Origin of the sequence: Butyricimonas paravirosa (genome assembly GCF_032878955.1) — a bacterium.
GTDB classification, from domain to species: Bacteria; Bacteroidota; Bacteroidia; order Bacteroidales; family Marinifilaceae; genus Butyricimonas; species Butyricimonas paravirosa.
The window spans coordinates 870405-882463 of the sequence record NZ_CP043839.1 but is presented as its reverse complement, the minus strand read 5'-3'; the positions used below and the strand labels follow the sequence as shown (position 1 = coordinate 882463).

Sequence of the window (12059 nt, the reverse complement as noted above, 5' to 3'; positions counted from 1 at the left end):
TAATTTGTTATGGAGCGTTTTATCGAGACGATCAAGGTGCTGGACGGGCAGTTTTATAATCTGGAAGCCCACGAGCGAAGGGCTAGGGTGACGGCGGAGGCCTTTTTCGGGAAGCCTCTCGCGTGGGAGGTCGGGCGGATGGTTATTCCGGCCACGATGTGTTCCGGGTTGGTGAAGTGCCGGGTGGTGTATGATTCGGAGGTCCGGGAGGTGAGTTTTCAGCCTTACGTGATGAGGCGGATCAGGAGTTTACGACTGGTGAACGGGGATGGTGTGGATTACCGCTACAAATCGACGGATCGGTCGGTGTTTGCCCGTTTGCTGGAAAAGCGGGGAGAGTGTGATGACGTGTTGATCGTGCGGGATGGGTGGGTGACCGATACCTCTTTTACGAACGTGGTGTTCGAGGATGCGGGTGGCGGCCTTTACACGCCGGAGACTTGTTTGCTTGAGGGGACTAGGCGGCAGAGTTTGTTGGACGAGGGGAGGATTCAGGCGTGTCCGATTCGGGTGGAGGATATTCGCTATTTCCGGAGGGTGTTTCTTGTGAATGCAATGATCGGGATAGAAGATGAAATTAGTGTTCCAGTGGTGAATATTGTGGAGTAAGAATTTCGTGGTTCTGACACGGGTTTATTGTAAACTTTTTTCAGGATAATACACGGTGTTTACCCGTTGCATATTCGATGTACTTAGGGGTTAAAGACGTATCAACTTCGTTACAAAGACGTATCAAAGACGTTCATGAGTGTGTTTGTATCGAAGTTAATAGGTTTTTACTCTATAATTATCTGGTGATTATCTTAGGTATTCATCCTTTCTTCATTTGATGATGTGTGGTGATATTATATTCTCACACTTGATGAATGTATAATTGTTATAATTTATACTTTTCGTTTTGTTGAATATAATATGGTGATCTATATACATGGTTTTTAGTGTATTGTTGTTTTTGTTATAAAAAAGTGGGGGAAAGTGGTTTAAAGTGGGAAATAATTTTATAACTTTACATCACAAATTAGGGAAGTAATATGTTGTCATTTATTGGAGATTATACATGCAAGCTAGATAGCAAGGGACGAGCTGTTGTTCCGGCTGTTTTCCGGAAGGAAATGCAGGCGGCGGGAGAGGTGTCGTTTGTGATGCGGCGGAATATTTTCGATGAATGTATTGACGTTTACCCGAAGGATGAGTGGTTGAAGTTGATCGCGGGATTGAGGGAGAAGTTGAGCCAGTTTAACCGGGAACAGGTGCGTTTTTTTCGGGAGTTTTTCCGGGGGGCGCAGGAGGTGGAACTGGACGGGAACGGGCGCGTGTTGATTCCGCGTAAGATGCTGGATAGTATCGGTATCGAAGGAGATGAGATCGTGATGGTAGGGCAGGATTCGAAAATCGAGATTTGGGGTAAAATAAAGTATGAAGAGAGTACGATGAATACGGATGAATTTGTACTTTTGACGTCGCAAATCGGTTTGTAGGGCTGATGGATTAATTGCCTATCGACGAGATGTTTATGTTTTTATTTTTTAACTTTAAATTTGTGTAACCATGTATCACGTGCCGGTATTGTTGGAAGAGTCCGTTTCGGGGTTGAATATTGATCCGGATGGGGTGTATCTTGATTTGACTTTCGGGGGCGGTGGTCATTCGAGAGAGATATTAAAACGATTGAAGGATGGTTGCCTGATCGGTTTCGATCAGGATTCCGACGCGCTGGCTAACGTGCCGGATGATAGTCGGTTTATTTTCGTGAATCATAATTTCAGGTATCTGCGGAATTTCTTGAGGTACTGCGGGTACGACGAGGCAGACGGGATTCTGGCCGACTTGGGCGTGTCGTCGCACGAGTTTGACGAGGCGGGGCGGGGGTTCTCCTTCCGGTTTGACGCAGAGTTGGACATGCGGATGAACCAGCGGAGCCGACTAAAGGCCACGGATATTCTGAATACATATAGCGAGGAGGATTTGACCCGGATTTTCAGGAACTACGGGGAGGTGGATAACGTGAGACGGTTGGTTGACCTGATCATGAGGGCCCGGACGGAGAAGATGATCACTCGCTCGGAGGAGTTTTTGCAGGTGATCGCTCCCTGCGTGCCGAAACAGAAGGAGAAGAAGTACTTGGCTCAGGTATATCAGGCCTTGCGTATCGAGGTAAACGGAGAGTTGGAGGCGCTGGAGGATATGTTGAAGGAGGCGGAGCGGGCGTTGCGTCCCGGAGGTCGGTTGGTGGTGATCACGTATCACTCGCTGGAAGACCGAATCGTGAAGAACTTTTTGAAGAGCGGTAATTTCGAGGGAAAGGTGGAGAAGGATTTTTATGGTCACGTGAAACGGAATTTTGAGTTGGTGAACCGGAAGGTGATCGTGCCGTCGGAAGAGGAGATCGAGAGAAACCCGAGAGCGAGAAGTGCAAAGTTGCGGATCGCAGAAAAACGGAAAGACGATAAAGTGATTGAGTGATTTATGATTGAGTGATTAAGGGATTGATGAAGTGATTTTAATCACCCAATCATCGAATCGGCAATCACGGAATCTTTTTCATTTTAAACTTTAAATTTTAAATGAATTGAATGATGTGGTTTAAGAAAAAGAAGGTAAAGGATTTTGTGCCACCGTTGCAGGAACAGAAGGAGGTGCTGGGGGATTCGATGAAGGAGTTGCTGGATGGGCGTTTGTTGGCGGATACCGTGTTGCGTAAAAACATCGGGTTTATTCTTTTCCTGACTTTTTTGGGAATCGTTTATATCGCTAACGGGTATGCAACGGAGAAGTTGTACATGAAGAAGGTGAGCATGGAGAAGGAGTTGAGCGAGTTGCGTTTCGAGTCGATCACGACAGCCTCGGAGTTGATGAGGATCAGTGTTCCCTCGGAGGTGGAAAAACGGATTCAGGAGGCGGGGTTGGATTTAGTGCAGAGTAAGGAACCGCCTACCAAAATCACGAGGTGATTTTGGTAGATAAAAGATAAAAACTAAAAGATAAAAGTGGAAGAAACTACCCCCTCCGGCTCCCCCTTACACAGGGGGAGAGTTGATTACCAAGCGGTTTTTCCCCTTGTGCAAGGGGGAGTTAGTGGGGGTAGTTGGAAAGATGAAAACTAAAAGATAAAAACTAAAAACTAAAAGATGAAAGATAAAAGATATAATAACAGGTTAAGGACTATCAGGTTTTACGATGGGTATGAACTTTTAGTTTTTAGCTTTTAATTTTTAACTATAACATGGCAGCATCTATAAAACATGAATTGGCCGGGCGGTTGGGACTTGTGTACCTGATCGTGATGGTGATTGCTGCCCTAATCGTAATAAAGGCACTGCACGTGCAAATATGGGAAGGGGATAAGTGGAGGAAGATGGGACGTTCGGTGTCGTTCAAAGATTTTGAAGTGGCGCCGAACCGGGGGAATATATACGCGGATGACGGGCGAATTCTGGCGAGTTCGGTTCCTTATTATTCGCTGAGACTGGATTGCAAGGCGATTCCGGACACGCTGTTCCGGAAGAAGGTGGATAGTTTGTCGATGATGTTGTCCCGCTTTTTCAAGGACGCCCCGACGGCAGAGTACCGGAAGAAGTTGTGGCAGGGAAAGTACGGGGCAAAGCCGAATCGTTATTTGCTTGTGAACAAGAAGAAAATTTCTTACACCGATTTATTGGAGGTTAAGAAATTTCCTATTTTTCGGGAAAGGGGTACGAAGAGCGGTCTGATTCTGGAACGGGAAAACGTGCGTTTGCAGCCGCACAGGGATTTGGCCTATCGGACGATCGGTTACTTGAACGAGGCGAAGGATGGTAGTTTCGAGGGACGCGTGGGGATTGAAGGGGCTTTCGAGAAACAGTTGCGGGGAGAACCGGGACGGAGTATCAGGCAGATGATGTCGGGACGGTGGGTTTCGGTGACGGTGGATGATCCGGTGGACGGGAATGACGTGGTGACGACGATTAACGTGGAGTGTCAAGATATTGTGCAGGGAGCTTTGACCCGGCAGTTGGAGCATTACAAGGCTAGTGCGGGGACAGCTATCTTGATGGACGTGAAGACGGGAGATATAAAGGCCATCGCGAACGTGTCGAAGACGGCGACAGGGTACCGGGAGGTATTGAATAACGCTATCGGGGATGCTGCGGAACCGGGTTCGGTGATCAAGGCGGCAACGATGGTGGCTCTGTTGGAGGACGGGTATGTTCACCCGGAGGACACGGTTGACTTAGGAAAAGGTATTTACACGCATAACGGGGTGACGTTGAAGGAGGCGAGGTCGCCGATCGGTAAGGTGACGGTGCAGGGGATTTTCGAGCGTTCGCTGAACGGAATCACGGAATTAGTATATGAGCATTACAGACAACAGCCGGAGAAGTTCGTGAACCGGTGGTACGCGATGGGGTTGAATAAAAAGGTGGGGATCGAGTTGGCGGGAGAGGCGGATCCTTATATTAAGTATCCGGGGGATAAGACGTGGAGCGGTACCACGCTGCGCTGGATGAGTTTCGGGTACGAGTTGAAGATCACGCCTTTGCAGGTGTTGGCTTTTTATAATGCACTGGCAAATGACGGGAAACGGATGAAACCGCGTATCGTGAAGGAGATTCGTAACGGGAGCCGGGTGGTGGAGCGGTTCGAACCGGAGGTGGTGAGTAGTCATATTTGCAGTCGGCAGACGGTGGCTTATATGAAACAGATGATGGAAGGGGTGGTAGAGAACGGCTCGGCGAAGAATTTGAAGAATGCGGCCTGCAAGATTGCGGGGAAGACTGGGACGGCAAAGGTAGCCGCGGGGTCGAAAGGGTATAATTCCGAACCGAAGTACCGGGCCAGTTTCGTGGGGTATTTCCCGGCGGACAAGCCGATGTACTCGTGTATCGTGGTGGTGGATAACCCGTCGCGGTCGGTGGGGTATTATGGAAACGTGGTTTCGGGTAGCGTGTTCAAGGAGATTGCCGATAAGATTTACACGATGGCATCGTTGATGGGGGATAATGACGAGGGCGAGGAGGAGAAAGACGAAACGTTGCCGATCAGTCAGAACGGGTTGAAGAGTGATTTTCTGGAGATATATGACGAGCTGGGGATTAACGTGACGGAAGATGAGGCGGAGCGTGCCGATTGGGTGATGACTTCGCGGGATAAGGAGGGGACGGAGTTCGTGTTGAAAGCTCGGAGTGTGGATATGACACTGGTGCCGAACGTGAAGGGAATGGGACTGAGGGATGCGCTGTACTTGTTGGAGAATAGCGGGCTGAAAGTCGGGGTGAGCGGGGTTGGTACGGTGAGCCAGCAATCGTTGACTCCGGGAGGGAAGGTGAGAAGGGGGAGTTATGTGCATATTGAATTAAGATAAAAGATAAAAACTAAAAGATAAAAGTTAAGAGCTAAAAGATAAAAACTAAAAAGTTGGTTTTGTAATATATTTTGAGATGAATTTAAGAGAGCTGTTAGACGGGGTTGCCTGCGAGGTCGTGCAAGGGAGACCGGATGTAGAGGTTAAGATGATACACTTCGATTCGAGAAAGGTCGGAGAGGGAGATTTGTTTGTTGCCCAAAGGGGAGTGAGTGCGGATGGACACGGGTATATCGGGAAGGCCGTGGCGGCAGGAGCCGTGGCGGTTGTCTGTGAGGAGGTGCCGGGAGAGTTGAAAGAGGGGGTAGTTTACGTGAAGACGGGTAACTCTTCGGAGGCACTGGGGGTGATGGCCTCTAATTTTTACGGGAACCCGTCCCACCGGATGAAGGTGGTCGGGGTGACCGGGACGAACGGGAAGACGACGACGGCGACGCTGTTGTACGAGCTGTTGCGCTTGCTGGGAAGGAAAGCGGGGCTTTTGTCAACGGTGTGTAATTATATTGGGGACGAGAGGGTTCACGCTACTCACACGACTCCGGATGCGATGGAGATTAACGAGCTGATGGGGCGGATGGTGGATGCTGGGTGCGAGTATTGTTTCATGGAGGTGAGTTCGCACGCTATTGACCAAAGACGGATTAGCGGGTTGGATTTTGATGGGGCGATTTTCTCGAATATCACGCACGATCATCTCGATTATCACAAGACTTTTAAAGCGTATATCGAGGCGAAGAAGGCGTTTTTTGACCGCTTGCCGAAGAAGGCTTTCGCGTTGACGAACGGAGATGACAAGAACGGGATGGTGATGTTGCAGAACACGGTAGCTCATAAATATACTTATTCTTGTAAGCGGATGGCGGATTTTAACTGCAAGACGTTGGAACGGCATCTGGATGGGACGTTATTGCTACTGGACGGCAGCGAGGTGTGGACGAGGTTCGTGGGGGATTTTAATGCTTATAATTTGCTGGCGGTTTACGCAAGCGCACGGTTGTTGGATTTCGGGAAAGAGGAGTTGTTGCCCGTGATGAGTATGCTGGTGCCGGTGTCGGGACGTTTCGAGACGATTTTGTCGAATGAAGGGGTAATGGCTATTGTAGATTACGCGCACACGCCGGATGCGTTGGAGAACGTGTTATCGACGATTGAGGGGCTGAAGAAAGAGGGGACGGTGATCACGGTGGTGGGTGCCGGGGGTGACCGGGACCGGACGAAACGGCCGGAGATGGCGGAGGTTGCCTGTCGGTTGAGTGACCGGGTGATTCTGACGTCCGATAACCCGCGAAACGAGGAGCCTGCCGCGATAATAGAGGATATGCGAGCCGGGGTGCCGGACGAGGCGGCGAGCCGGGTGCTGGCGATTACCGATCGGAAGGAGGCGATTCGTGCGGCGTTGATGTTGGCGAAGAAGGGGGATATTGTGCTGGTGGCCGGGAAAGGACACGAGGATTACCAAGAGATAAAGGGTGTGAAACATCATTTTGATGATAAAGAGGTTATTAAGGAAATATTTAAGTTGTAGGTCATGTTTTATCATATCTTTGATTATTTAGAACAGTTTGATTTCCCGGGAGCGGGAATGTTTCAATACATCACGTTCCGGTCGGCTTGCGCGGTGATTTTGTCATTGTTGATTGCCACGGTGGTGGGAAAGCGTATTATCCGTATTTTGCAGAAGCAACAGGTCGGGGAGGAAATCCGGGACTTGGGGTTGGAAGGGCAGATGCAGAAGAAGGGAACACCGACGATGGGCGGGGTGATTATCCTGCTGGCGATTTTGGTTCCGGTGGTTTTGTTTGCCCGGTTGGATAATGTGTATATCCAGTTGATGATTGTTTCGACGATCTGGTTGGGGCTGATCGGTTTTCTAGATGATTATATCAAAGTGTTCCGGAAGCACAAGGAGGGGTTGAAGGGACGTTTCAAGGTGATCGGACAAGTGGGTCTGGGGCTGATCGTGGGAGTAACTCTTTACGTGAGCGATGACGTGCTGATCCGGGAGAAGGTTTCCATTTCGGAAGTCGGGGTGGTGACAAGTACAGTAGATGAAGGTTTTGTGTCCGAGACGAACCAGACCGTTTTGACGAAAGATATTAAATCGACCAAGACGACGATACCTTTTTTCAAGAATAACGAGTTTGATTACGCTTGGTTCGGGGCGCTTTTCGGGGACTATGCCGAGGAGATCGGTTGGATCGTGTTTATTATTATCACGATCGTGATTGTTACGGCTGTGTCGAACGGGGCGAATCTGACGGATGGATTGGACGGTCTGGCAACGGGGACTTCGGCTATCGTGGGGGCGACGTTGGGTATTTTGGCGTACGTGTCGGGTAATATGGTGTATGCGGATTACTTGAATATCATGTATATTCCACATTCGGGGGAGCTGGTGGTGTTTATTGCCGCGTTTATCGGGGCGACGATCGGGTTCCTGTGGTATAACTCGTTTCCGGCTCAAGTGTTTATGGGTGACACGGGGAGTTTGTCGCTGGGGGGAATTATTGCCGTGTTCGCAATCATGATTCATAAAGAGTTGCTGATCCCTATCCTGTGTGGTATTTTCCTCGTGGAGAATTTGTCTGTGATGATGCAGGTCAGCTATTTTAAATATACAAAGAAGAAGTTCGGGGAGGGACGACGGATATTCCTGATGTCCCCGTTACATCACCATTTCCAGAAGAAAGGGATTCCGGAACCGAAGATCGTGACCCGGTTCTGGATCGTGGGAATCGCGCTGGCGGTGATAACGATTGTGACGTTGAAAATACGATAGAAGAAATTTAAAATAAAGAGATTCAGTGATTGGCGATTTAATGATTCAGAGATTGAAAAGAGTATTGGATCGAGAGCGGGAATCACCTAATCGGAAATTACTAAATCATTTAATTCGTAAGATTTAAAATCTAAAATGATGGAACGGTTGGTTATTTTAGGCGGAGGAGAAAGTGGAGCGGGAGCTGCCAAGTTAGGAAAGAAGTTAGGGTATGAGGTTTTTTTGTCGGACAAGGGGAAGTTGGCCGACAAGTATAAGCGTGTGTTGGAGGAATTGGGGGTAGAGTATGAAGAAGGGCAACACACGGAAGGACGCATTTTCGCCGCAGATTTGGTGGTGAAGAGTCCGGGCATTCCGGATAAGCTGCCGATGATCGTGGGGCTGAGGGGGAAGGGAATCGAGGTGATTTCCGAGATCGAATTTGCGGGACGGCACACGGATGCGAAGATGTATTGTATCACGGGGAGTAACGGGAAAACTACTACTACTTTGTTGCTGTATCATATATTGGAGAAGGCCGGGTATGACGTGGGACTGGCCGGGAACGTGGGAAATAGTCTGGCGGCACAGGTAGCTGACGATTTGCACCGGGTGTACGTGGTGGAGTTGTCTAGTTTTCAGTTGGATGGGATGTTCCAATTCCGTTGTGACACGGCGATATTGACGAATATTACACCGGATCATCTGGATCGGTATGATTATAAATTTGAGAATTACGCGAATTCGAAGTTCCGGATATTGAATAATATGCGGAAGGAGGATTTGTTTATATATGGTTATGACTGCGAGGTTGTGCGGGAGAGAGTGGAACGGGGGGATATTGTGCCGGAGGCAGTCGGGTTCACTTACTCGGATTACGCCGGGGTGAATGCTTACATGGATGGGGACACGGTGGTGGCCCACTGGGGAGATCGGGAGTTCCGGATTGCCAAACAGGAGATCTCGATTCAAGGACGGCATAACGTGTATAATGCGATGGCAGCAATATTGGCCGCTTTGAAGGCCGGGGTGAGTGACGAGGATTTGAGGAAGGGATTGACAACATTCCCGCAGGTGGAGCATCGTTTGGAGACGGTGGACGTGGTGAATGGTGTCACTTATATTAATGATTCAAAGGCAACAAACGTGGATTCTGCTTGGTATGCTTTGGATAGTATGCACGCTCCGGTGGTGTGGATTGCGGGAGGAACGGATAAAGGAAATGATTACAGCGTGTTGTTTGATTTGGTGAAGGAGAAGGTGAAGTTGTTGATTTGTATGGGCGTGGATAATAAGAAGTTGATCGAGGCGTTCTCGCCGATCTGCGAGGTGGTGGATACTCATAGTTTGGATGAGACGATGGAGGTGGCTTATCGCCGGGCAGAGGAGGGGGATGTGGTACTGCTTTCTCCTTGTTGTGCTAGTTTTGACTTGTTTAAGAATTACGAGAATCGGGGGGAGATGTTTAAGGAGAAGGTGAAAAAGTTAAAAACTAAAAGATAAAAACTAAAAGTTGAAAGATAAAAAACGTTGATTTTGTGCGGCTGGAATCACTTAATCATAAATCATAAATCAAGAAATCCGTATGTTGAATCTAAAGAATAAGGTGGTATTTAAGGGGGATCGGACGTTGTGGTACGTGGTCATCGGGTTGATGCTGGCCTCGTTGATCGTGGTGTATTCTTCGACGGGGAGTCTGGCGTTTCGTGTGCGGGGAGGGAATACCAGTTATTATTTGATTAAACAGTTGTTTTTGATGTTCGGGTGTATGGTGGTGATTCTGACATTGCAGTCGTTTCATTACAAGTACTTCCTTTCGTTTGCCAAGATCGTGCTGGGAATGTCGTTGATATTCCTGTTGTGGGCGAAGTTTGCGGGTACGACGTTGAATGATGCGGGGCGTTGGGTGACGATTCCGGGAATCGGGTTCACGTTCCAGCCTTCGGAAATGGCGAAACTGGGGATTATTATGTACTGTGCCCGTGCGATTGCTTTTGAACAAACGGAGGAGTGTTGTAGCAATAATGTGTTATGGCGGATGACGTTAGTGGTGCCGGTGCTGTTCTTGATTTTTATGGAGAATTTCTCGACATCGGCATTGCTGGGCGGGGTTTGTTTGGTGATGTTGTTTGTCGGACGTTTATACTGGAAGACGTACGCGAAGTTGATCGGGGTGATTGTGGGGTTGATGATTTTGATGCTGGCGGTTGTTTTTATCGTTCCGGAAAAGCATTTGAAGTCTGCGGGACGTTTGTTGACGGTGAAAAGCCGTATCGAGCATTTCGTGAACCCGAGCGAGACGGACAGTGACGATTCGTACCAATCGGATCAGGCGAAGATTGCCGTGGCAAAAGGAGGATTGATGGGACTGGGACCGGGAAATAGCGTGCAGAGGAATTTCTTGCCTCACCCGTATTCGGATTTTATATTTGCTATTATTGTGGAGGAATATGGGCTGGTTGGGGCCGGGATCGTGATGTTGCTTTACCTGATTATTTTGTACCGGGTAGGGGTGATCGTGCGACGTTGCACGAGGATGTTCCCGGCGATTCTGGTGGCCGGATTGGGGCTGTGTATCGTGTTTCAGGCATTGATTAACATGGGGGTTTGCGTGGGACTTTTCCCCGTGACCGGACAGCCGTTGCCGCTGGTGAGTATGGGGGGTACCTCTCTGTTGTTCACGAGTGCGTCTTTCGGGATGATATTGAGTGTCAGTCATACTTTCTCGGAAGAGGGAGAACGGGAAGAGAAGGAGAAACTAAAGATGGCCGCTCAAGGTATAAACGAGGAAGAAGAGAACGAGGAAAATTGAACATGAAGATATTTGAGATATGAAGAAAGTAATTATTAGTGGAGGCGGAACGGGAGGACATATATTTCCTGCCCTTTCTATTGCGAATGCGCTGAAACGGTTGAATAAGGATATAGAGATTCTGTTCGTGGGGGCAGAGGGGAAGATGGAGATGGAGAAGGTGCCGGAAGCCGGGTATAAGATCGTGGGATTACCGGTGAGAGGGTTACAACGTAAGCTGACGTTGAATAATCTGAAAGTATTGTGGAATTTATGGCGGAGTTTGAAGAAGGCCAAACGAGTGGTGCGGGAGTTTAAACCGGATGTAGTAGTTGGTGTTGGGGGATATGCTAGCGGGCCGATTGGAAAGGTGGCCACGAACGCGGGTATTCCGTTGGTGTTGCAGGAGCAAAATTCATACGCCGGGGTGACCAATAAGTTGCTGGCAAAGAAGGCTGCCAAGATTTGTGTGGCTTACGAGGGAATGGAACGTTTTTTTCCAAAGGAAAAGATTATATTTACGGGGAATCCGGTGCGGAAGGATTTGTTGAATGCCGTGAATGAACGGGTGGAGGGGATTGCTTTCTACGGGCTGGATGCGAATAAGAAAACGGTGCTGGTCACCGGAGGTAGTCTGGGTGCCGGGTCGATTAACAAGGCTATGGTGAGATGGTTGGAGAAGATTGCGGGGTGGAAGGACGTGCAGGTGATTTGGCAGTGCGGGAGTTATTACCACAAGGAGCTGGAAGAACAATTGAAGGGACGTATGCCGGAAAACGTGAAGTTTATGCCGTTTTTGAAACGGATGGATTTGGCGTATGCTTGTGCTGATTTGGTGGTGGCAAGAGCGGGTGCGGGTACGATTTCTGAGTTGTGCTTGCTGGGAAAAGCCGTGGTGTTAGTGCCCTCGCCTAACGTGGCAGAAGATCACCAGACAAAGAATGCTATGGCGCTGGTGAATAAACAAGCTGCCGTGATGGTGAAGGATGCCGAGGTGGTGGAGCGTTTGGGAGAGGTGATGGAACGCCTGTTGCAGGATGACGGGGAACGGAAAAGTTTGTCCGAGCATATCTTGACGCTGGCAATGAAGGATTCGGATGAGGTGATTGCGAGGGAAATATTGAAGATAGTTTAAAGTGTAGAATGTAAAATTTAGAATTGAATGGTCT

10 protein-coding genes are annotated in these 12059 nt (G+C 48.9%); all 10 read left to right on the top strand.

Annotation, left to right across the window (positions count from 1 at the left end; all coding sequences use genetic code 11):
- Nucleotides 1-9: 9 nt before the first annotated feature.
- The 10 genes from F1644_RS03900 (at nucleotide 10) to murG (ending at nucleotide 12025) form a co-directional block, all read left to right on the top strand.
- The gene (locus tag F1644_RS03900) at nucleotides 10-609 is read left to right on the top strand and encodes an aminotransferase class IV (RefSeq protein ID WP_118302051.1); all 600 of its coding nucleotides are present in this window, start codon (nucleotides 10-12) and stop codon (nucleotides 607-609) included.
- Nucleotides 610-1031: 422 nt separating this feature from the next.
- A complete protein-coding gene (gene mraZ / locus F1644_RS03895) occupies nucleotides 1032-1478 on the top strand; it encodes a division/cell wall cluster transcriptional repressor MraZ (RefSeq protein WP_118302052.1) in 447 nt (148 codons plus the stop codon).
- Nucleotides 1479-1548: 70 nt separating this feature from the next.
- Nucleotides 1549-2463, top strand: coding sequence for a 16S rRNA (cytosine(1402)-N(4))-methyltransferase RsmH (gene rsmH, locus F1644_RS03890; protein ID WP_118302053.1), 915 nt, complete (start codon nucleotides 1549-1551; stop codon nucleotides 2461-2463).
- A gap of 110 nt (nucleotides 2464-2573) precedes the next feature.
- Nucleotides 2574-2951, top strand: coding sequence for an FtsL-like putative cell division protein (locus F1644_RS03885; protein WP_118302054.1), 378 nt, complete (start codon nucleotides 2574-2576; stop codon nucleotides 2949-2951).
- A gap of 272 nt (nucleotides 2952-3223) precedes the next feature.
- Nucleotides 3224-5341 carry a penicillin-binding protein gene (locus F1644_RS03880; RefSeq protein WP_209279563.1) on the top strand — a complete coding sequence of 706 codons (2118 nt, stop codon included), beginning with the start codon at nucleotides 3224-3226 and terminating at the stop codon, nucleotides 5339-5341.
- A gap of 76 nt (nucleotides 5342-5417) precedes the next feature.
- Nucleotides 5418-6866 carry a UDP-N-acetylmuramoyl-L-alanyl-D-glutamate--2,6-diaminopimelate ligase gene (locus tag F1644_RS03875; RefSeq protein WP_118302055.1) on the top strand — a complete coding sequence of 483 codons (1449 nt, stop codon included), beginning with the start codon at nucleotides 5418-5420 and terminating at the stop codon, nucleotides 6864-6866.
- A gap of 3 nt (nucleotides 6867-6869) precedes the next feature.
- Complete coding sequence (mraY, locus tag F1644_RS03870) at nucleotides 6870-8120, top strand: phospho-N-acetylmuramoyl-pentapeptide-transferase (RefSeq protein ID WP_087420588.1); 1251 nt, start codon at nucleotides 6870-6872, stop codon at nucleotides 8118-8120.
- Nucleotides 8121-8258: 138 nt separating this feature from the next.
- Complete coding sequence (gene murD / locus F1644_RS03865; protein ID WP_118302056.1) at nucleotides 8259-9602, top strand: UDP-N-acetylmuramoyl-L-alanine--D-glutamate ligase; 1344 nt, start codon at nucleotides 8259-8261, stop codon at nucleotides 9600-9602.
- Nucleotides 9603-9684: 82 nt separating this feature from the next.
- The gene (locus F1644_RS03860; RefSeq protein WP_087420586.1) at nucleotides 9685-10911 is read left to right on the top strand and encodes an FtsW/RodA/SpoVE family cell cycle protein; all 1227 of its coding nucleotides are present in this window, start codon (nucleotides 9685-9687) and stop codon (nucleotides 10909-10911) included.
- 19 nt (nucleotides 10912-10930) lie between these two features.
- Nucleotides 10931-12025 (top strand): undecaprenyldiphospho-muramoylpentapeptide beta-N-acetylglucosaminyltransferase, encoded by a 1095-nt coding sequence (gene murG, locus F1644_RS03855; protein ID WP_118302057.1) that lies wholly within the window; start codon nucleotides 10931-10933, stop codon nucleotides 12023-12025.
- Nucleotides 12026-12059 lie beyond the last annotated feature (34 nt).